Source organism: Acidobacteriota bacterium (genome assembly GCA_040754075.1).
In the GTDB taxonomy this organism is placed as follows: Bacteria; Acidobacteriota; Blastocatellia; order UBA7656; family UBA7656; genus JBFMDH01.
In genome coordinates, this window is the sequence record JBFMDH010000039.1 from 20,504 (window position 1) to 41,459 (window position 20,956).

The window sequence follows — 20,956 nt, forward strand, 5'->3', positions numbered from 1 at the left end:
ACTTGATAACCCAAACTTTAACGATGCCAGTGATTGTAGAACGGACTGAACCTGCGCCCGATGCCGATTTGGTGAAAGCCGCAGCCGAGGGCGATGTCGATGCCTTCGAGCAGCTTTATCATTTACACAACCGACGTGTCTTCTCGCTGTGTATGCGCATGCTTGGCAGCACCACCCAGGCAGAAGACCTCACGCAGGAAGTCTTCCTACAGGTTTTCAGAAAATTGAGCAGCTTTCGCGGTGAATCGCAATTTACCACCTGGTTGCATCGCTTGACGGTCAATCAGGTGTTGATGCATTTTCGCAAACGCGGCGTAAAGCTGGAACATACTAGCGGAGAAGGCGATTTTACCAATGTCACGGATACGCCCATACAAAGCACCCGGCGCGTATCGATGGTTGACCGGATTGCTCTTGAAAAAGCCATTGCGGAATTGCCACCCGGTTATCGCACGGTATTCGTTTTGCACGATGTCGAAGGCTACGAGCACGAAGAGATTTCACATATCCTGAAAGTCAGCATCGGGACATCGAAATCGCAACTCCATAAAGCGCGAATGCGGTTGCGAGAATTATTGAAGGTTCAAAATTAACCAGAAGGGTTGAGGGTATGACAGACTATGGCATCGCTGAGTGCCCGGCGATTTTCGACAAGAGTTAAAAACCATGAATTGCAATGAGTGTTTAGAAGTAATTTCAGAATATGTGGACGGCATGCTGGAACTGGGCGCGCAGACTAAAATCGAGCGCCATCTGGCAGATTGCGAAAGTTGTCGCGCGGTGCGCGATGACTTGTTGCAAATCGTTCATTTCAGCGGGCAATTACCCATGCAAGCGCCCACCAGAGACTTATGGGTAGGCATCAAAACCCAGATCGAAGCTGACCGTCCAAAGACCTATTTAGCACGGGCGAAACACTGGTGGCAGCAACTGCATAACCGCGATTTGTATTTTACGGTGCCGCGAATGGCAGCCCTTGCGGCTTCGTTTATTTTACTCGTTGTCGTCGGTGTCACGATATTTAAAAACTTTTCACCCAATGCGAATCAAGTGGTGAATGGAAATGTTTCGCCAGCCCAGCAAGAGCATCTTGGATTTAAAGATTTGGAACCTTATGAAAAACGCATCGGTGAGTTGAAAGAAGCGGTTGAACAGAAGAAAAAAAACTGGGATGCCAATTTACAATTATCGTTTGAACGCAGCATGATTTCGGTTGAAGACTCATTGAACGAAAGCCGCCGAGAATTTAACAATAATCCGTCGGATGAAAATTGTCGCGAATTGCTCATCAATGCTTATCGCGAAAAAGTCCGGGTTCTCGAAGGTTTCGCTGATTTCAAGCAATAATAAAATCTATGGTAGTGTTTATGCTCCGCTCTGAATTCGCATGGAATAAAAAAAATATGGGCAATGTGATTGAACGTGCAGGAATATTTTTTATCCTCACGAGTTGTTTATTACTGCTCACGAGTGTTGGTTATGCATCCGAACCGCCCGCGAAATTTGAACGCACCTATAACACTACCGGTCGTGCGCATCTGACCATTTCAAATATCAACGGCTCGATTAATGTCACGGCGTGGAATCGCAAAGCGATTTCCGTATTCGCTAAAAATGACGCCTCAGCGCCGATTTCTGAACAGGTCACCGGCGATAACATTTCACTGAGCGTAAGAAAATCACTGACCCCCGGAAGAGCCGATTTTCAAATCTATGCGCCTGCCGAGACCTCCATACAGCTTAATAATTACATCGGGCAAATCGAAGTGCGCGGAGTGCGCGGCGATGTGAAAATCAAATCCTTCGATAGTGAAATTCGTTTGATTGAAGTCCGCCTTCCTTCGGCGGATGTCAGTGTCACGACCGGCGACATTTTTTTTGATGGAGAACTTGCGGGCGATGGTCCTTACACGTTTCAAACCCTCAGAGGCGATGTCGATGTCAGTCTGCCATCGGGCACGTCGTTTCAACTTTCGACCCGCGCCTTGAGTGAAAATATCAATCTGGGTGATTTCATGAATTCGTTGACCGGAACCAATCGCGCGCCGAAAGGCATCACCGGAACCCATCTGAAAGGTGGACCACGATTGAATCTGATTACCTTTAACGGAAGAATTTTGCTGCATAAAAAATAGCCATTGCTTGATCCTCCAAACTGCAAAAGCCGCAAGAGCTAAAACCCTTGCGGCTTTTTTATTACTGAGGTTGAGGAGGCGGTCTTCGATGCATCTGGTAATTCGTCGCGGTCAAAGACTGCTTCCTCAACGAGTTTTCAATCCTTTTAGAAGCTGTCGCGAAGGATGACTTTGGTTGCCAGCACTGAACCATCGGCTAAGGTCAAGCCTTTGACTTTTACCGATTTGCCGACTGAAAAAGCGCCGTGTTCGGTTGACAGTTTGGTCGTCGTCGTGACGTGAATGGTGCGGTCTTTGACTTTCCAATCGCCAATTAAGGTTGGGTCGCCTGGCAAGGTTTGAATCGCGCCTTTGACGCTTAATGAATCGCCTTCACCCGAACGGCTGCTGCTGCCAACCGAAGAGGCTGTCTTCACTTCGATAGTCGCAGCATCCAGAGACCCATCCGCGCGTGTGGTGCCTTTGACTTCGACGAGAACGCCAACCGCTACTTGCCCGTGTTCGAGATTGATAATAGTCGAACTGGTGACGTGAACCGTGCGTCCGCTGACACTCCAATCGCCGATTAAACCGCTTGGAAAACTCTGAACGATGCCGTGCAATTCGTTGCGGTCATCATCCTGCCCGCCGCCGCCGCTGCCACTGCCACTGCCGCCGCCGCTTGAACTGCCGGATTTCACTTCGATGCTGGTGGCATCCATTGAACCGTCGGTTCGCATACTGCCTTTGACTTCGACGAGTGCGCCGACCACTGCCGCGCCATGTTCTAAATTGATCATTGTTGATGAGGTAACGTGAATCGCGCGTCCGCCAACCTGCCAATCCCCTATGAGTCCGCTGGATGGCAATTGTTCGATGATCGCGGTAATTTCACTTCGCCCGTCACCCCCCGTTGCACTTGATTGAATTTCAATTTTGGTAGCATCCATCGACCCATCGGCTCGCAACGTGCCTTTCACTTCGGCAAATGCGCCGACAGCAACCGGCCCGACTTCGGCTTCAATACGGGTTGAAGCGGTCGCGTGAATTACTTTACCGCCGATTTGCCAGTCACCCACAAACGATGAGGGGAAACTTTGAATGGTGCCTTTAAAGCTGATGTCGCCCGGTGAAGGATTGGGCGATGCCTGACGCAATTCGATTTCGGTTGCATCGATTGAGCCGTCGCTGCGCGGGAAACCTTCGACCTTGACGGTCGCGCCAACGGTGATGACGCCGTCTTCGTGATTGATAATTGTCGAACTCGATGCGTGCACCACTTTATCGGCAACGCGCCAATCGCCAATGAATCCGCCGCTCGGCAAGGCTTGCACGATTCCCGTGAATTTAACATCTTCAGTAAAAGTTAAAGCGGATGAATGAATCGGCAATAAACTTAAAACCAGAATCAATAAGCTTGATAATTTAACAAAACTACTTCTCATAAATTGCATGACCTCCAAATTGTCGTGACTGTAATTTTCTCCGGCCCTCACTCTCACAAAACAGTAGAGCGATGGGGGTGGAGAAAAATACCGGAAATTTATGGCTTGAATTTTTTAGTGAACAAATAAATAAGGGCAGGTGATGCCTGCCCATTGAAGTAAATAAATTGGAAAGCCGGATTACGGTCGGGCTTTGTATTTATCGTTCAACTCGGTGTGCTTGCTTGTAAGCGGCACCTGTTTTCCGTTAATGAAGAGGTATTTGATTTGCGTGAGGATTTCCAGCGGGTCGCCATCAGTGACAATTAAATTGGCGATTTTGCCGGTTTCAATGGAACCGATTTTATCGGCGACGCCCCAGATTTCCGCTGCATTGATGGTCACGGCTTTGAGCGCGTCCTCTTTCGATAAGCCGAAAGCCGCAGCCATGCCTGCGTGATAGGGCAGGTTGCGCACATACGCCGAATCCGCAGTTTGAAACGCAATCTTGACGCCCGCTTTGACCAGCAATCCGGGATTGGTGAACGGCGCATCGTAACCGTCGTCTTCGTTCGACGGGAAACGCAGAATCGGTCCAACAATGACCGGCACGTTATTCGCTTTGAGCAACTCGGCAACCTGATTGGCTTCGACGCCGCCGGAGATGATCAGTTTCAAGCCCAACTCTTTGGCGAATTCAACGGCGCGTTTGATGTCGCGGGCGCTGTTGGCATTAACCACCACGGGTATTTGCCCGCGCACCACGGGAATCAAGGCATCCTTTTTCAAATCGACATCGAGTTTCGGAAGACTGGCATCTTTGGCGCGGGCGTCTTTGGCATCGCCATAGGCTTTGGCGTCAAGCAAGGTTTTTTTCAATCCTTCGATTTGCCGGTCTTGTTGACGGCGCAACTCGGTAATCGAACGTTGCCCGCCGCCGAACCCGCCGAATCCGCCACCGCGTCCACCACCTGCGCCGGGCCAGTTGATGTGCATTGCCACAGGGGTTTTCAAAGTCAACTCTTTCCATGTCCAACCATCGAGATTGATGAGCGCGCTTTGCCCGGCAATGGTGCCGCCTTGCGGAGCGCTGAGCGTCGTGGTGATGCCGTTCACGCGAGCCACCGGAATGTGTGAGCTTTCGGCGTGAATGGACACATTGACGTGAACGTTGGCATTGTTGTCGCTGATTTCCGAAGTGTCTTGACCGCCGGCAACCGAACCGATTTCTTCAAGTCCCATTGTGGTGCCTGAATCAATCATGCCGGGGTAAACCGAAAGCCCTGTGCCGTCGATGACTTTGGCTCCCGATGGCACGGCAACGCCTGCGCCAACTGCCGCGATTTTACCGTTCTGAATAACCACAGTGCCTTTTTCAATGGTCGCGCCGGTGACCGTGACAATCCTGGCATTGCGAATCGCATAGGTATCATTCGCTTGCGCAGCAGTTTGAAACGGCGCAAGGCAAACGGTCATCAAAAACATTGCGAGTACGAAAAAAGCCTTGATTTTATTGGTCATTTCGCACCTCCATCTTCCGGGTGGTGATGACCGTCAATGATTTCTTCGTCATTCGGCATCGGCGTCGTCGGTTGCGGTCTGCCGACAGGCGTGGTGCCGCGAGTCTCGCGCTCTTTCTTCTTCAACTCTTCTTTTTCTTTCTTTATCGCCTCGCGCATTTCCAAATCTTTTTGACGGTCGAAATAAACTTCGCCTTCGATGATGGTCATTTCAACTCGCGAATAGACCGAGAACGGATGACCGTTGAAAATCGCGAAGTCGGCATCTTTGCCAACATCAATCGAGCCTGTACGCTTATCGATTTTGAGTTGCATCGCGGGATTGAGGGTGATGGTTCTGAGCGCCTGTTCTTCCGTGAGTCCGCCATACTTCATGGTCTTTGCGGCTTCGAGGTAAAGGCGACGCGCATGTTCGTCGGAATCCGAATTGATGGAAACGACGACGCCTTTGTTGGTCATAATCGCCGCGTTGTAGGGAATCGCGTCGTAGGCTTCGAGTTTATACGCCCACCAATCCGAGAAGGTCGAACCGCCTGTGCCGTGCGCGGCAATCTCTTTGGCAACTTTGTAACCTTCGAGGACGTGTTGCAAGGTGGTGACTTTGAAACCGAGTTCGTCGCCGAGTTCCAGTAACATCTGAATTTCATCGGCGCGATAGCAATGCGAATGGAGCAAGCGTTTGCCTTGCAGAATTTCTACGAGGGCTTCAAGTTGTAAATCGCGACGCGGCGCAACCGCATTCGGGTCTTTGCCTTTCGCGGCTTCGTATTCCTGCCAGTCGCGCATATATTCTTTGGCGCGAATGAAGGCTTCGCGAATAACCTCCTCAACCCCCATGCGGGTGCCGGGATAACGACGTTGTTGACCGGGAATGATGGCATTACTGTTCGAGCGTTTGGGATTTTCACCGAGCGCGAATTTGATGCCTGGCAACGCATCTTTAATGAACCATTCGTCAACCGGTTTGCCTTTTTTCAATTTGATTACCGCGTTTTGTCCGCCGATGGCATTCGCCGAACCGTGCAACACATTGCAGGTTACGAGTCCGCCAGCGAGTTCGCGATAGACGTTGACTGCATAAGGGTCAATCACATCCTGTATGCGAACCATTGAAGTCACGGACAATGAGCCTTCGTTGACGCTGCCTTCAACGGCAGTGTGTGAGTGGCAATCGATGATGCCCGGCGTAACATATTTGCCGGTGGCGTCAATGACCACTGCGTTGGAGTCTGTGGAGTTGACATTGGCGCCGACCGCCGCGATTTTGCCATCGCGCACCAGTATCGAACCGTTTTTAATGGTGCCGTGCGAAGCGGTCATAATCGTGGCGTTTTTAATCAGCATTTCACGCGAACCGCTGCGTTGCATCGTAGCTGTATTGGGCTGCGCTGTGCGGGTCGCTTTACGTTTGGTGGTTTTAGCAAACACCGGAAACGCCATCACCAAAATCAGTATGAGCGATATGCCTGCATAAATTTTTGTTTTCATAAATCCTCCGTTCGATTGCAGATTAGCGTTACTTGAATTGCGCATCTGGAAATCCGCAATTCGCAATCCGCAATCCGCAATTTACTTGGGTCTCGTGCCGGTGAAATCGAATGCGCCCATCGCGCCAAGCGCCAGCACGCCTTTAATCGCATCGCCATCAATGGTCGCGGTCATCGTCGCTTCCATATTGTTGCCGCCCGCAGGAATGGTTACCCGCGCCGTCAGGCGATTGCCCTCCATTGCGATGTCGCGCACATCGGCATTGCCCATTGGGGTTGCCAGTGAGCCACTGTAGTTGTTGCCGTCTTTGCGAATGTTCATTTTGACGTTCAAATCGCCTTGCGGAGAATTGACCATTAAACTCCATTCGCCTGAGGGGTCAGCGATTCTAGCTTGTTGGGGTGGCGCACCTGGTCCGCCGGGTCTGCCTTGCCCGCCGCCAAAGCGTTGTTGTTGAGGCGGTGTATTTCTGACCTCGAATTGTAAGCCGTCGATGAAGACGTGGCGAACCCGCGATTCTCTTGCAAACAAATCGCCGCTCATTACCACAAGATTGGCAATCTTTCCGGCTTCGATGGTGCCGAGTTGTTCACTGACGCCAAAAATTTCTGCGGCATTGATGGTCAAGGCTTTCAAGGCTTCGTCTTTCGATAGACCGTTTTCAACCGCGCGGCGAACGCTGCTCAGGAAATCGGCAGGACGCTGGGTTCCGGCAGTGAAAGCGAACTTGACGCCCGCTTGATTGAGCATTGCCGCGCCCTTAGGGGTTTCGGCGCGCATCCGCAAAACTCTGATGGGTTCATCTTCATCATCGGGTAAATCGGTGGCGCGGGCAGGGAAGTCAACCGACAGCACGACGGGAATATTTTTCGCTTTCAATCTGTCGGCAATACGATAGCCATAAAGCGCGCCGCCGATGATCGGTTTCAGTTTGAATTCATCGGCAATCATCAATGCGCGACGAATATCCTGGTCGGAATTGGCGATGAACATCACAGGCATTTCGCCGCGCAAAGCGGGTTGCAATGCCGCCAGCTTTTTATCAGTTTGCGGGCGCGCGATGCCGCGTTTGATGCGATTATACCTGTCCCACTCATCGCGATAATGCACCGCGTCATAAAAGGTCTGGCGGATGTAAGAGACAGTGCCCATCAGTGAGCCTGGATAGCCGCCGCCGAAAAATGAGCCGGTTGAAAATTGGACGGTGAGCGCCACAGGCGAACGCAAAACCAGTTTTGCAGCGTCATCGCCTGCGAGATTAATCAGCGCGCTTTGCCCTGCAAATATTCCCTGACGCGCCGAAGTAAGTGCCGTGGTGATGCCGGCGTTGCGCGCGTCTTCGACATTGGTGCCGCCGGGTTTGACCTGTTCAGCGGCGGAGTTCGACGGGTCGCCGGTGTTGGATTCAGGTTGCTGACCTGCGGCAGCGGCTGCGGCAATCGCTGCCTGTCTGCCACCTGCGCCACCCGCGGCGGGAGTCGCCGGTTGTTGCGGTGCCGGAAGTCCGAGGTTGGTGTAACCATCAATGAAGCCCGGATAGACGACCATACCTGCGCCATTGATGATGCGGGCATCAGCCGGGATTTTGACATTTTCGCCAACCTCTGTAATCAGGCCGTTGCGAAACACAATGGTGCCTTTGGCAATCGTCTTGCCGGTGCCGGTGACGATCTGCGCATCTTTGATGGCATAAGCATCTGCATCATCGAGCCGCGCCGTTTGGCTACTATTGAGTACAAATGCCAACCCCGCGACCAGCGCCAAAAAGATATAAAATTTGGCGCGATGAACAGCAGCCTTTCGCATCAGACGCGAAAAGGTTTTGTCTGACATTGGTGCATGCCTCCTGCAAATTATGGTTTATTAGTGAATGAAATCGTGAATTACGCCGTGTCCACTGTAGCGGCTGTCAATTTATAGCAACCGAAGCCATACTGCAAGGCAACACGGTTCAGGATAATTGGGTTTGATTGCTGAAAAACCTTTTTATGTGAATGTAGAGGAGTTTACAAAGATTTAAGTGCGGGCGATTGATGCATAAATTTCTCGTTTTTTCATATGAGACGTTGAAACTTCAAGGTGTTGAACCTTCGGGAATCTTTTCAAACGCATAGGGGCTTTCAGCGATTGAGCGATTCTCATCAAGCCAAGCTTTTACGTTTTCCGCTGAATGAAGCTGATTGCGCAACAAAGTTGCGATAAAGTTTCTGGTCAGCACCGTATTAAATGCCGGCTCATACTCCATAGAGACTTTCTGACCCGGCAGTTTCACCATAAATGGTATGCGATGATCGACATTCTCAACCGATTCAATCACCTCATCATCGGCTTTTGTCCAGTATGGCGTAGGTTTCCAAATGTAGGGTCGCCACCAATGGTCTGAACTGACAATCACTGTGCTTTTATCCCATTCACCCGCATCTTCCATCGCTTCTCTTACCGCCCCCAATGCCTTGTCGGCAAGCGCCAGATTATCAAGATAACAACTCTCTTCATCCAGCTCAAAGGCTGCCTTCTCGCGGTCGTAAATGCCCGGCGGATGAGGAACCGGCAGGTGAATGAACACCAGACCATAATCGGAATTAGCCGCCATAGGCTTTGCCGCTTGCAAAATGTTTCGATAGCCGTTGCAGTGTTCCTGCCGTTCCCATTTGTTTTGCATACTGTCCATAGCTTTCAACCCGGGAAACCCGGGCAAATTCTCTATCGCCCGTCTGAAATGACCCCACATATTATGTAGGAGATTTTCGTCCCTTACTTCCTGACCAAAGCCGCTGGTCAATTGCTTGCCAAATATTCGGTGATAGGGAATCGCCCAACCCGCAAGCGCCGTTCGGTAATTTAATTCATACGCATCGGAAAAGACTGTCGATTCTGCCGCGAGACTTTGTGATTCATTTGCTCCATCAAAATTTATCAACATATCCGCAGGGCTAGCCGGACGAACCTTTGAAACCAGACGACCAGTAAATAATGCTGGAATTGACATCAACGTGAAGCCCGCAGGCGGATAGGCATTCTTCGCTGAAACGGCTTGTTGACGCAACCCATCAAACGCCGGGAGATTCAGCGTTGCCGCTCGCTTGCCAAAAGACTGAGAATAATCCAGACCGTCAAAAACAATCCACACGACTCGCTGCGACGAAGGCGCTGCCGCATTTCTGGTCGCCTGCGGGTGGGTGAAGGATTTACTCATCAGATAAATTCCCTGAGCCGATGTCCAGATAAAAAAAGGAAACAGAATCAAAGTTAAAACTGGCGTGACTTTAACGATATGATGGCGCAACCAAATAAACACCAGCGAAACGGCAATGAGCAAAATGGTTAGGGCGATGAGGAATTCGGTTTTAATGGCTAGCCAGAAAATCGCGCCCGCAAAGATGCCGATTCCATATCGCAAACGGTGTTTGAGCAATAAGGCTGTGGAAGCGGTAATCAAGGTTCCCAGGGCGCGAAGTTCGGTTAAGTTGAAATACCCGACCGATCTCAGTAAAGCCGTTTGAAAGCTAAAATCTTTTCCGAATAATTGCGGCAAAATCGCAACAGCCGCAAACAGAAAAAAGAGCAGCGAAAAAAGTAAGCGTCCGGTTTGCAACAGGCGGTCATTTTTAGAGCGACGAAAGAGTTGCATTGCCGCGAAAAGCAGGGCACCGAACAGGCATACATTAACCAGTAATGCCAGGATGTTTTTAAAACTGAAAAGCGAAAACTTGCCAAACCAGAAATGATTAATATCCAACAAAGCGATCCATTGGCTTGTAAAAAACAGATTCGCGAGTGACAACGCTCTTGCTGCATCTTTGAGAATTTGGTTTCGCATTATTTTTTTCTCAGCCAATAAAGCCAGCGATGGGTTCCGTCGAGGTGTTGTGAACCGCTAATTGCAAAATGGCGTTTGCAGGTTTCTTCAAAAAATTCGCGCGTGAGGTATGAAAATAGATGTTCTCTGCCACGCATCAACCGGCGAAACATCGAATCGGCAGGAGCAATAAATTCGACAATCAATTGCTCGGTACAAAGTTCGGCGGCAAGTTGCAGGATTTCTGCGAGCGGAATGCGTTCGGTCACTAACATATGATGGATGACCGCCAGCATCAGCACGGTATCGAATTTGCCCTTTGCCCGCTCAAGAAATGATGGACATTCGTGATTGCGCCAACCCATTGCCGGCGTCGGGCGCGTCAGATTGACGACCAGTGGCAGAATATCGAGATGCTCGGCTTTGGCGCGAACCAGTGTCTGATCGACAACCACCGGATCATAATCAATGGCAACGACGCTTGCGCCGGCGCGCGCGGCAATGGCGCTGAAATGACCTGTGTTACACCCGACATCCAACACCTTTCGGGGATGCGAGGTTTCTACGACTTCCCGAACAAACTGCTCTTTGGTTTGAAAATGTTCTTGGGTGTAATTGTTATTGGCGTCGAGATAATCCGACCAGGTTGATTTCTGATTGCTCGCGGGTTTTAGCTTAACCAGCACCTTGCGTAAACGTTTGAATGAAGTTTCCAGAATAAACCGGGCTTTTTCAGGATTATTCAACATCTGCTTTTGATAGATGGTCACATCATCCTGATGATGGCGGCGACCGAGCCAGGTCGGAATTGACACGCAGGTTAAAAATGGCGGTCTGAGTTTTTGCAGGGTTCTGCAAAGTTTGTAAACCTCTTCGGGTTCCAATCCCTCACGCCTTGTGGTGAGCAATTGTTCAAGCGCAATACCGAAATATTTATTGGTCAGTAGCGGTAACAAAAAGGTGCGTTCAAATTGCGCCAGCGCCATCCATATCGGGTCATTCGCCTGACGGTTTTCAAACGATAAAACATCGACAAAAACCGGTTGGGTGGCGCGGAAGAGAATGTTATAGGGCGTTGCGTCTTTTAATCCCATTCCTTCTGCAAGCAAACTTTCGGCTAAATCCAAGGTCAGATGTGCCGCTTCATATAACATTCCCGGAGACCATTCATACGGGAAATTTTGAAAGGGGATTTTTTCATGTTCCGCTAACGTAAAATCACCAAAATCGGAAAACGTTTTTCCCGATTCACGATATGAGAAAAGCGCAAGAGCCGCATCTTCATTCGGAAACTCTGTATTGACGATAGCGCCTTGTTGATGGAATTGGCGAAACGTTGAAGACGCCAAAAAGCTTTTCAGTTCCTCCATTGCTTCCGCTTTAACTGCCCGTAAAACGCGAGCATTGGTAAGCAACAGGCAGCCTGCCGGGTCACGAAACGACCGCATAAAAGAAGGCGATTTTATTTCTGTGTGTCGCAACATCGCTGATTGATAAACTGCCAGGTACTTGCCATCAGACGGATGTCCGATCTGTTGATGTAGTGGAAGATTTACGTGGCTTTAAGGCGCGAAACCAACTGATAATTTTTCGCAAATAAAACGCCAATCCGAATGATGCTGCCAGTAACATCTGCCAGATTAAGGTGCCGGAACCCGGATCGGTATAGGCGTGTACCTGGGTTTGAGTAGCAATTAAAAGAATGAGAACCCAGAAAAATAATTTTGAAACTTTCATGAGTTACCTCCTTAATTGAGGAGCGTGATCAAAAATAGTTGGGGAGATTAAAACGCAACTGCTCAAAGAGGGGTGAGACCACTATGGTTGAATTTATTATTGTTCTGATTACGACAGGGCAAATGCCAAAGGTGAGTACCGAAGGGACATTGCAATTCAAATAAAAATCAATCAACAGTTTTTATTTGCCCAATTATCATAACAAAAGAGAAAAGCAGTTCAATACTTTTTTAATGATCCGCCAGTGAAGTAACTGTGATGGAATGTCGCCAATGAATAGCCGTCAACTTTAGTTGACAGCTATAAGGCTGGATGAACCTTTATCAGGTTGCCTGGTTTAACAGTAACTCTTTTACCTTGCGGGTCAGGGCGTCCGGTGTGAAAGGCTTTTGCAGAAAGGGAATATCGGCATCGAGAATGCCGTGATGGACAATGGTATTTTCGGTGTAGCCTGAAACATAAAGCACTTTCATTTGATAACCAAGCCCTTTAAGCGTTTCAGCCAATTCGCGTCCACTGGCTCCGGGCATCACCACATCGGTAATCATTAAATCAATGGTTCCCTGATAGTGCTGACAGACTTCCAGCGCCTCACGGGCGTTTTTCGCTTCGAGGATGATGTACCCGCTGCTTTCGAGAATGATTCGCGCAAGTCCGCGAATCATCTCTTCATCTTCGACCAGTAAAATCGTTTCAGACCCTTTTAACGAATCAACTGCCGAAATTTGAGTCTTGGTAGTTAGGGATGCTTCAGGGGTTCGTGGAAGATAAATTTTAAATGAAGTTCCTTTATCCACTTCACTGTAAACCCAGATATTTCCGCCGGTCTGTTTGACAATGCCATAAACGGTTGATAATCCGAGTCCGGTTCCTTTACCAGTCTCTTTGGTGGTAAAGAAGGGTTCAAAAATGCGTTCCTGAATCTCTTTGGGAATCCCGGCTCCGGTATCGCTGATGGCAAGCATGACATACGCGCCGGTGGTCACGGCGATATGATTGCGCGCATAGGTTTCGTCCAGGTCAGCATTGTGGGTTTCAATAATCAGTTTGCCGCCCTGCGGCATGGCATCGCGGGCATTGACCGCAAGATTAAAGATGATTTGTTCGATTTGACCGGGATCGGCTTTCACGACGCCCAAATCCGCAGCCAGTTTAATGATCAGTTCAATATCTTCGCCAATTAAGCGGCGCAACATATTTTCAATATTGGCAACCGTGTCATTCAAATTAAAAACTATCGGTTGCAGAATTTGCCGGCGCGAGAACGCCAGCAATTGTCCCGTCAACGAGGCGGCGCTGCGACCGGCTTTTTCAATCATCTCAAATTTACTGTAAAGCGGGTGGCTGCTATCGAGAACATCTTTCCCTAGCTGGCTGTAGCCGATGATGACCGTCAGCAGGTTATTAAAATCGTGCGCCACACCGCCCGCGAGTTGACCGATGGCTTCCATTTTTTGTGACTGGCGTAACTGTTCTTCGAGGCGTATGCGTTCGGTAATATCCAGCGAAGAGCCTACCCATTCGCGCACCGTGCCAGTTTCTTCGATGATCGGCACGGCGTTGGCAATATAGGTATGATAGGTTTTATCCAGGTGGATTTGCCGGTATTCGACATCAAACGGAACCTGATGCCGGAGACCCTCTTCAAATTTTTTGGCGACGCGCTCGCGGTCGTCCGGGTGAATACTGATGAGCCAGTTAAACGGGTCATATTCATCGCCCAGCGTATTTTCGATATTGGTGATGCTGGTGAGATTGCCCTGCGGGTCGAGCGTCCAAACGATTTGAGAAGTCGATAGCGCCAGTGAACGATAACGCTCTTCGCTCCTGCGCACCTCCTCTTCGGCGCGTTTCCGATTGGTAATATCCTGAACGATTGCCAGTACGCTGTGAATTTCCTGCGCCGCGTTGTGTTCCGGCACGAGCCTCGCCGACACATAACGAAGTCCTTTACGTCCTTGATAGTCGTATTCCAACAGCTCAGTATTGCCCGAATCGAAAACCTCTTGAATGGCGGTTTCCCATAACTGCCCCTGAGTCAAATTCACGATTTCTGTTGGCTTGCGCCCAATGATTGCGGAACGCGGTTGTTTAAACGTTGCTTCGACAGCGGCGTTGATGTATCGAATGCGCAAATCCCTGTCGTAACGGACAACCACCACGGGAAGATTATCCGCCAGGGTGCGGAACTCTTCTTCGCTCTTTCGCAAAGCCGCATCCGTCAGTTTGCGTTCATTGATGTCATGCAGGATGCCTTCGTAATACAACTCGCCGTGTTCGTTGCGAAAGGCGCGGGTGTGTTCGGCAATCCAGATCAAACTGCCGTCTTTACGTTTCGCTTGAATTTCAAAGTTCGTGACCGAACCGGCGATTTGCAGAGCTTCGATAAACTGAGCGCGTCGCGCCGGGTCAACATAGAGTTGTTCTTCGATGTTGGTAATGTGTGAGATTAAATCATTGGGCGAATCATAGCCAAAAATCCGCGCCATTGCCGGATTTACCGTAATAAAGCGACCGTCGGGAGTGCTTTGATACAGCCCTTCTATGGCATTTTGAAAAATCGAACGATAACGCGCCTCAGCCTGTCTGATCGCTTCATCCATCAGCCGATGCGCCAGACGCAGGCGGCTTTGTTCTAACACCTGGGTGACCGAAAGCCCCAGACGCGCCAGGCGGTCTTTGAGCAGATAATCGGCAGCGCCAAGTTTCATTGCGGCAACGGCAAGTTCTTCGCCAATCGTTCCTGAAACGATAATGAACGGCACGTCGGGTTGGTGTTGTTTGGCTAATTCCAAAGCCCGCAAGCCGTTGAATTGCGGCAACTGATAATCTGAAATAATCACAGCTAAATCAGCATGAAGTTTTTCAAGGTAGGCTTTTTCAGTATCCACACGATGCCACTCAGGCGCAAACCCTGAGCGGTTTAGTTCGCGAATAATCAGTTCGGCATCATTGGGGTTGTCTTCGACAACGAGGACGCGAATGGCTTGGGGCATTTCACTTCTCCAGCTTTGGCAATTGGTTGAGCAGCAGCCAGTACATTCCCAGATTGTGAACGGCTGCCGAGAAGCTTTCAAAATTTACCGGCTTGACGATATAGCTGTTGACGCCGAGTTTGTAACTTTCAATGACATCTTCCTGTTCTTTTGATGAGGTCAACATGACGACGGGAATCGAAGCAGTGCGCGGGTCGCTTTTAATGCGTTGCAACACTTCCAGCCCGTTTACCTTGGGGAGGTTTAAATCCAGGAGGATGACCTTGGGTTGATCTTCGATTTGCCGATGAGCAAATGCCCCTTCGCAGAAAATAAACTCCAGGGCTTCGACGCCATCGCGAGCGACTTGAATATGGTTGGCGAGATGCGCCTTTTTTAACGCTCTAATGGTTAATTCCCGCTCGTGCGGATTATCTTCGACAAGTAGAATTTCAATGGCTTCATTCATCGTCACGGCTCCTCGTGCAAGGTGAAATAAAAAGTCGCGCCCTGATCAACAATTGATTCTGCCCAGATTTTGCCGCCATGCCGATCAATGATACGGCGCGCGATTGAAAGCCCGACTCCGGTTCCTTCAAAATCTTCTGCACGATGCAACCGCTGAAACACGCCAAATAATTTACCGGCATAAGCCATATCGAACCCGACCCCGTTATCGCGGACGAAGAAGGTATCTTTACCGGCTTCCTGCACACAGCCAATCTCAACGATGGCCGGGGCGCATCCGCGTGTGTATTTCAAGGCATTGGATAAAAGATTAATCCAGACCTGCTTGAGTAATTGCGCATCGCCTGTGCATTCGGGTAAATCCCGGAGTTGAATTTCAAGCTGTTGCCGCTTTTCGGCGCTTAATTCATCAAGCGCCATTTGCACAAGCTCTCGGCTATTCACTGTTTGTTTGATTAAGGTGTGACGGCTGACTTGCGAAAACTGCAATAAATCATCGATCAACTGCCGCATGTGGTTTGCCCCATCACAAATGATGTGCAGATAGCGTTGACCTTCTGCCGGTAAAAGCGACCCGTAATCTTCAAGCACGGCTTGCGAAAATCCGTCGATGGTGCGCAGCGGCGCGCGCAAATCGTGCGACACCGAATAGCTGAACGATTCGAGCGCCTGATTGGCAGCCTCCAGTTGCGCGGTTCGTTGTTTGACGCGGGCTTCGAGTTCAAGGTTGAGTTGATGTACCGTCTCTTCCGCCTGTTTTCTTTCGGTAATGTCATAGCCCAGACTCAACACATAGGCTTGACCGGCGAGGTCAATGATTTCTGCCGAAAGTAAAATATCGCCAAGCTCTCCGGAGAGCTTACGATACCGGGTTTCAAAATTGTGGATGTACCCTTGCTGACGCAGCCGTTCATACATTTCGGTGTGGTGAGCGGGATTTGCCCACAAGCTCAATTCTGTTGAGGTTCGACCGATGACCGCTTCGCGGGTCAACCCATAACGTTTCAAGAATGCGTCATTGACATTGAGATAGGTGCCGTCTTCGAGTTTGGTGATAACGATACTCACGGGGCTGACGCGAAAGACGGTTGAAAACAACGCTTCACTTTCGCGCAAGGCTTTTTCGGCGCGCTTCTGTTCGGTGATGTCGCGCGTTCCAATAACCGCGAGAATTTGTTCGCCTTGTTGATCAAACACCGGTTCGCCGCTGAAGCTGAAAACCCATTGTTGTCCGGTATCTTTTCGCCGTCCAAGCAATTCCCAGTCTTTAATCGCTTCGCCTCTGAGCACACGATTTAACGGCCAATTTTCAAAGGGCAGAAGGTCTCCGTCAGGAGTCCGCAGTTCGTAACGTTCGGCATAAAACGCCAGGCTCTGCTTCATCTCATCGACGGAAGCAAAGCCGTTGATACGGGCTTCGGCTTCATTAATCATGAACAGATTGCCGGTCATATCGGAAACCACCAATCCTTCTTGAATCGCCTGAAATACCGCTTCAATCTGGGCGCGTTCACGGCGGAGATTTTCCTCAGCTTGTAAGCGTTCGGTGACATCCCGGTAATTGGTGACGATGCCGCGCACTGCCGGATTATTCAATAAATTAGTGGCGGTTCCTTCCAGCCATAACCAGTTGCCGTTTTTATGACGCCGCCGCCAGAGCACCGGCATCGGGGTTCCGGGATTGGCGATTAATCGCTCAATAATCTGTTGAACGTAAGGGATATCGTCGGGATGGGTATTCTCTAATCCGTTGCGCCCAAGCAGTTCTTCTGCCGAGTAACCTTCGACGCGAACCGCAGAAGGGCTGACATAGTTGATATGGTTATCGGCGGCTATCACCACGACACTATCCTGACTGTGTTCGATGATGGCGCGATACCACTCGTCCTGATGTGGTAATGGCGTTTCCGCCGGTTGGCTGTTGGTGATGGCGGTTGCGCTTTGAATAACCTCCGAAGGGATTTGTTCAAGTCTCTTTTTTTCAATAAACGGTTGATGCTGATGCGCCCAAGCGTCGTTTGATTGTGCGATTGCAAAGGGTTCTGTGGGAGATTCCAGGGTTTCCGAAAAACTGACAACCTCGCCTGCCCGATTTTTGATTACCGAATAAGTGCCCTGAACGGCAATGGATTCTCCGTTTTTATCAAGGCGCACCGTGGGTATTGAAATGGTGGACTGGCATTGTTTGAGACATTGGAAAATTTGCCGGACTTTTTCCAGATGATTTTCGGGAGTCAGGCGGGTAAATGAGGAACCTAATATTTCCGTTGCCGCGTAACCGAAAAGCTTTTCCGCATCCTTGTTCCAGCCAATTATTTCACCCGTCAAATCATAAAAGATAATGGGGGTAACTACCGCTTTCATAAACATACTTCTCCCACCCCCCGCTGAAAATCACTATTAATAGTGAAAACACCGCGTTAGCCACAGATGCTTGTGGTCTTTAACATTAACCCGTACTTCATACCGCCATTTCGATTAGCATCTTCGGGGAGTCGGATGCTCATTTTGAAACTGTCAATTAAGAGACGGAGATCGTCACCCTATACAAAATGTTATTTACCGATAACCCGAAAGGTTCGCTAGAAACAAGCTCATATTACGTTCGGGGCTTTTAAAAAGCAAGATATTGTATCTATTCTGAAAGCAGAATTCCCCAGGAGTATCGGTTCGTAATATGGCATCACCATCGTGCAACCATAAAATATATAAAACCGCTTAAATGCGATTCACCATCAAGATCAGGCGACCCTTAACATCCGATGTTTGAGTTAAAAGAATTTTATGGTCTGAGCCGGATGACAATTTAGTTTAAATGGTCAGTTGGTTTCTTGAACGCCGGTTAAATAAATCGATTTATATCTCAAGAATTTGCGCAATTCCGAATATATGAAATCCGGCGAATGCCGTTGAATACGACCGGATAAAAATCACCAGTAACCCCACCGGGGGAACTTGCCGGACTTTATGGCAACGCGGGTTTGGGGCGCACACACGATTTGATACCGGCGGTTATTTTATTAGATTTTTGGGTTGAGAGGTTCGCTCTCCATAATCACCGCGTCACCCACAGCGATTTCACCATCGTCCAAAACCTCGCCGAATACCCCGCCGCCCCAATCGGTTTTTAATGCTTCGCGCAAACCTGAAAGGGCTTCATCCATCCGTTCACAGGGGCGGGTTTCGCCATAAATTTGAATGCGACAATTGCCGATGCGCAAAATCTGCCCGCGAGTTTTTGCCAGCAAAATTCCCGTGACCATTAAATTGGCGCGTCGCGTCGCCGGCGATAGCTCGGCGTTCAACTGCTGCATGACCGCTTCCCAGGTTTCTTGAGCGATGATTGTGACCTGACGTTTGCCGCCTTGATTGGCATTGCCTCTCAAGCCGCGACCGGCAACCAATAGAGCCTTTTCAACCGCATCCATCGGGCCGCGTTTCGCTCGTTTAATCCAAATCGCTGCGAGTTTTCCGGTGCTCATCTCAATGCCTCGTTTAGTCGTTGACTACGGCGACGGCTTCGATTTCAACCAGCATTTCAGGCGAAATCAGACGTCTGATTTCAACCATCGACGTTGCCGGTCTTATGTTTGAGAAAAACTCGCCATGCGCTTTGCCGATTTTCTCCCATTCAGCAATGTTGGTTACATAGATGCGCGTGCGCACGACATCCGCAAGTTGCGCACCGGCTTTGTGCAAGGCGCGTTCGATATTTTTGATGGTTTGAATGGTTTGCGCATAAGCATCATTGATGCCGACAATCGCGCCCGCTTCATCGGTTGCGGTGGTGCCGGATACATAAATCGTATTGCCGATGCGCACGGCTCGCGAATAGCCGACCACCGGTTCCCAGGGCATTCCGCTTGAAATATTTTCTCTTTTCATAGGTTGCATTGTAGCGTCAGGCATCAAGGTCTGGAAAATACTTTCGGCGGGATTTCCTGTTGCCATTAAAAACCCCTGCCGCCAATTTATCACAATGCCATACCCCGATGCGTAAGTGATAAATTGGCGGCATTGCTGAATCGGGTTTTCGCCAACCGATATAGCGGTTGAGATTGATGGAACCGTTTAAACGCCCCATAGGGGTATAATCCAAAAGCTCAACGCATCGCGTTGGGTACAAGTCAAGCAATGGTTCAACCCCTGAAGGGTAGCGGCAATTTTCGTCGAAGACTCCTTGAAATTTTGAGGACGGACTTTCATAAATCGGCGCAGACTCGACAGTCTGCGCTACCGTTTTCCTTAACTTCATGCCATTGCCCTGTGGGGCTTGATACAACGATTAAATTACTGTTTAGCGAATGTGCAAGGTTGAACGAACTTTTTCACCGTTAATTACTTCAAGGGTTCGCCACGAGCTTTCATCATTGAGGGTTTGCCAACGCCGCTCTTCGCGAATGTAATTCCAGTCCTTGTCATTCTGGTAATAGATTTGAATGTTGCCGGCTTCCAGAATGTTGAGAATTTCATTGTCGTGATAGTTATACTCATCGAAATCGGTGATGGCTTTTTGCGCCATTCCCGAATAGAGTTTGTTCAAATCGAGCAGCGATTCATTGACTGTTTCATCAAGCGTTGTGACTTTCAAACCGATGCGTTTGGCTTCGCGCGCGGTAATCGGATAACTGTGCGAAGGATAATTGGCATTCAAATGCTGACTGATGCGCTTGCATTCCTGTTCGTCGTTGATGTGATAAGACAAAATCTCCTGACAGATTTTTATTGACAGCGAACTCGACCGATCAATCGCGCCCACGACCAGCGGGTGAATGTATTTGAAGACTTCCGCATAAGGATTTTCGTGATGGTCTTTGGCATTGTGATTCCACAGGTTCACAATGCGGCTCATGACGTCTTGACTGACGCTGACGCGGCGATTGTCTATATGGTCAACCGGCGACAGGTCGTGGGTGAGCGATGAATCAATCGCCGTCAAATGGGCAAGCGGACCCATACGAATTTCGTTTGCGCCAAGCGCCATCATGGTCGCTGCCGAAGCGCATTCCAGGGGAACCAGAGCGATGATATTTTTGTAATATTCGCGAATGAGGTTGACGATTCTCAATGCCGCTTCGACATCGCCGCCGCCTGATTTGATAAAGACGGCGAGGGTTTCGCCCTGTCCGATTTTTTTAAATATTTCGTAAAGCGCCACGACATCGTTATCGCAAACATTGCCTCTGAATGAGGTCCAGTAGACCAGCGTTTTATATCCGGTGATCTCTTCGAGGCGGGAAATAATCATCTGGGTGTGGTCAAAAAACAACGGCGGTTGTTTGATGCGTTTCGGTTCGACGACTTCTTTGGGAGAACTGATTTCGATTTCCTGATTCATATTTAATGCCTTTCAAAAAATAGTGCAAAGCCGATTATATGACGGCTGCCCGACCAAACAAGCATAATGTTTTCGCTTTTTAAATCAGGCTAT

Annotated in this window: 17 protein-coding genes; 3 read left to right on the forward strand and 14 right to left on the reverse strand. The window is 49.5% G+C overall.

What is annotated here, in order from left to right; genetic code table 11:
- The first annotated feature begins 23 nt into the window (after window positions 1-23).
- The 3 genes from AB1757_27660 (at window position 24) to AB1757_27670 (ending at window position 2,135) form a co-directional block, all read left to right on the forward strand.
- Window positions 24-593 (forward strand): RNA polymerase sigma factor, encoded by a 570-nt coding sequence (locus AB1757_27660; GenBank protein ID MEW6130838.1) that lies wholly within the window; start codon window positions 24-26, stop codon window positions 591-593.
- A gap of 73 nt (window positions 594-666) precedes the next feature.
- The gene (locus tag AB1757_27665) at window positions 667-1,347 is read left to right on the forward strand and encodes a zf-HC2 domain-containing protein (GenBank protein MEW6130839.1); all 681 of its coding nucleotides are present in this window, start codon (window positions 667-669) and stop codon (window positions 1,345-1,347) included.
- Between the two features lie 20 nt (window positions 1,348-1,367).
- Window positions 1,368-2,135: a hypothetical protein gene (locus AB1757_27670; GenBank protein MEW6130840.1), complete on the forward strand. Its 768-nt coding sequence runs from the start codon at window positions 1,368-1,370 to the stop codon at window positions 2,133-2,135.
- Window positions 2,136-2,281: 146 nt separating this feature from the next.
- Here AB1757_27670 and AB1757_27675 read toward each other — a convergent pair whose 3' ends face one another.
- From AB1757_27675 to AB1757_27740, 14 genes are all read right to left on the reverse strand, one after another.
- A complete protein-coding gene (locus tag AB1757_27675) occupies window positions 2,282-3,559 on the reverse strand; it encodes a DUF5666 domain-containing protein (GenBank protein MEW6130841.1) in 1,278 nt (425 codons plus the stop codon).
- Between the two features lie 180 nt (window positions 3,560-3,739).
- Window positions 3,740-5,059 (reverse strand): amidohydrolase family protein, encoded by a 1,320-nt coding sequence (locus tag AB1757_27680; protein ID MEW6130842.1) that lies wholly within the window; start codon window positions 5,057-5,059, stop codon window positions 3,740-3,742.
- Window positions 5,056-6,546, reverse strand: a complete 1,491-nt coding sequence (locus AB1757_27685) for an amidohydrolase family protein (GenBank protein MEW6130843.1) — start codon at window positions 6,544-6,546, stop codon at window positions 5,056-5,058. The genes AB1757_27680 and AB1757_27685 overlap by 4 nt, the downstream gene beginning before the upstream one ends.
- A gap of 81 nt (window positions 6,547-6,627) precedes the next feature.
- Complete coding sequence (locus AB1757_27690; GenBank protein ID MEW6130844.1) at window positions 6,628-8,379, reverse strand: amidohydrolase family protein; 1,752 nt, start codon at window positions 8,377-8,379, stop codon at window positions 6,628-6,630.
- A gap of 241 nt (window positions 8,380-8,620) precedes the next feature.
- Entirely contained in the window at window positions 8,621-10,366 is a 1,746-nt protein-coding gene (locus tag AB1757_27695) for a sulfatase-like hydrolase/transferase (protein MEW6130845.1), read from the reverse strand.
- Entirely contained in the window at window positions 10,366-11,715 is a 1,350-nt protein-coding gene (locus AB1757_27700) for a class I SAM-dependent methyltransferase (protein ID MEW6130846.1), read from the reverse strand. Before AB1757_27700 ends, AB1757_27695 begins: the two co-directional genes overlap by 1 nt.
- Before the next feature lie 145 nt (window positions 11,716-11,860).
- Window positions 11,861-12,082, reverse strand: coding sequence for a hypothetical protein (locus AB1757_27705; protein ID MEW6130847.1), 222 nt, complete (start codon window positions 12,080-12,082; stop codon window positions 11,861-11,863).
- A 323-nt stretch (window positions 12,083-12,405) separates the two neighbouring features.
- Window positions 12,406-15,078: a PAS domain S-box protein gene (locus tag AB1757_27710; protein MEW6130848.1), complete on the reverse strand. Its 2,673-nt coding sequence runs from the start codon at window positions 15,076-15,078 to the stop codon at window positions 12,406-12,408.
- 1 nt (window position 15,079) lies between these two features.
- The gene (locus AB1757_27715) at window positions 15,080-15,526 is read right to left on the reverse strand and encodes a response regulator (protein ID MEW6130849.1); all 447 of its coding nucleotides are present in this window, start codon (window positions 15,524-15,526) and stop codon (window positions 15,080-15,082) included.
- Window positions 15,527-15,528: 2 nt separating this feature from the next.
- Window positions 15,529-17,889 (reverse strand): PAS domain S-box protein, encoded by a 2,361-nt coding sequence (locus AB1757_27720; protein MEW6130850.1) that lies wholly within the window; start codon window positions 17,887-17,889, stop codon window positions 15,529-15,531.
- A 656-nt stretch (window positions 17,890-18,545) separates the two neighbouring features.
- Window positions 18,546-19,007, reverse strand: coding sequence for an MOSC domain-containing protein (locus tag AB1757_27725; GenBank protein ID MEW6130851.1), 462 nt, complete (start codon window positions 19,005-19,007; stop codon window positions 18,546-18,548).
- 13 nt (window positions 19,008-19,020) lie between these two features.
- Complete coding sequence (locus AB1757_27730; GenBank protein ID MEW6130852.1) at window positions 19,021-19,410, reverse strand: RidA family protein; 390 nt, start codon at window positions 19,408-19,410, stop codon at window positions 19,021-19,023.
- A gap of 16 nt (window positions 19,411-19,426) precedes the next feature.
- Window positions 19,427-19,780, reverse strand: coding sequence for a hypothetical protein (locus AB1757_27735; GenBank protein MEW6130853.1), 354 nt, complete (start codon window positions 19,778-19,780; stop codon window positions 19,427-19,429).
- Window positions 19,781-19,822: 42 nt separating this feature from the next.
- Window positions 19,823-20,863 carry a hypothetical protein gene (locus tag AB1757_27740; protein ID MEW6130854.1) on the reverse strand — a complete coding sequence of 347 codons (1,041 nt, stop codon included), beginning with the start codon at window positions 20,861-20,863 and terminating at the stop codon, window positions 19,823-19,825.
- Window positions 20,864-20,956 lie beyond the last annotated feature (93 nt).

Excerpts from the sequence above, each read along its gene's own strand:
- AB1757_27675 (MEW6130841.1), bottom strand. The coding sequence starts at position 3,559 with ATGAGAAGTAGTTTTGTTAAATTATCAAGCTTATTGATTCTGGTTTTA.
- AB1757_27735 (MEW6130853.1), bottom strand. The coding sequence starts at position 19,780 with ATGAAGTTAAGGAAAACGGTAGCGCAGACTGTCGAGTCTGCGCCGATT.
- AB1757_27660 (MEW6130838.1), top strand. The coding sequence starts at position 24 with ATGCCAGTGATTGTAGAACGGACTGAACCTGCGCCCGATGCCGATTTG.
- AB1757_27740 (MEW6130854.1), bottom strand. The coding sequence starts at position 20,863 with ATGAATCAGGAAATCGAAATCAGTTCTCCCAAAGAAGTCGTCGAACCG.
- AB1757_27680 (MEW6130842.1), bottom strand. The coding sequence starts at position 5,059 with ATGACCAATAAAATCAAGGCTTTTTTCGTACTCGCAATGTTTTTGATG.
- AB1757_27720 (MEW6130850.1), bottom strand. The coding sequence starts at position 17,889 with ATGAAAGCGGTAGTTACCCCCATTATCTTTTATGATTTGACGGGTGAA.
- AB1757_27700 (MEW6130846.1), bottom strand. The coding sequence starts at position 11,715 with ATGGAGGAACTGAAAAGCTTTTTGGCGTCTTCAACGTTTCGCCAATTC.
- AB1757_27730 (MEW6130852.1), bottom strand. The coding sequence starts at position 19,410 with ATGAAAAGAGAAAATATTTCAAGCGGAATGCCCTGGGAACCGGTGGTC.
- AB1757_27690 (MEW6130844.1), bottom strand. The coding sequence starts at position 8,379 with ATGTCAGACAAAACCTTTTCGCGTCTGATGCGAAAGGCTGCTGTTCAT.
- AB1757_27695 (MEW6130845.1), bottom strand. The coding sequence starts at position 10,366 with ATGCGAAACCAAATTCTCAAAGATGCAGCAAGAGCGTTGTCACTCGCG.
- AB1757_27725 (MEW6130851.1), bottom strand. The coding sequence starts at position 19,007 with ATGAGCACCGGAAAACTCGCAGCGATTTGGATTAAACGAGCGAAACGC.
- AB1757_27665 (MEW6130839.1), top strand. The coding sequence starts at position 667 with ATGAATTGCAATGAGTGTTTAGAAGTAATTTCAGAATATGTGGACGGC.
- AB1757_27685 (MEW6130843.1), bottom strand. The coding sequence starts at position 6,546 with ATGAAAACAAAAATTTATGCAGGCATATCGCTCATACTGATTTTGGTG.
- AB1757_27715 (MEW6130849.1), bottom strand. The coding sequence starts at position 15,526 with ATGAATGAAGCCATTGAAATTCTACTTGTCGAAGATAATCCGCACGAG.
- AB1757_27670 (MEW6130840.1), top strand. The coding sequence starts at position 1,368 with ATGCTCCGCTCTGAATTCGCATGGAATAAAAAAAATATGGGCAATGTG.
- AB1757_27705 (MEW6130847.1), bottom strand. The coding sequence starts at position 12,082 with ATGAAAGTTTCAAAATTATTTTTCTGGGTTCTCATTCTTTTAATTGCT.
- AB1757_27710 (MEW6130848.1), bottom strand. The coding sequence starts at position 15,078 with ATGCCCCAAGCCATTCGCGTCCTCGTTGTCGAAGACAACCCCAATGAT.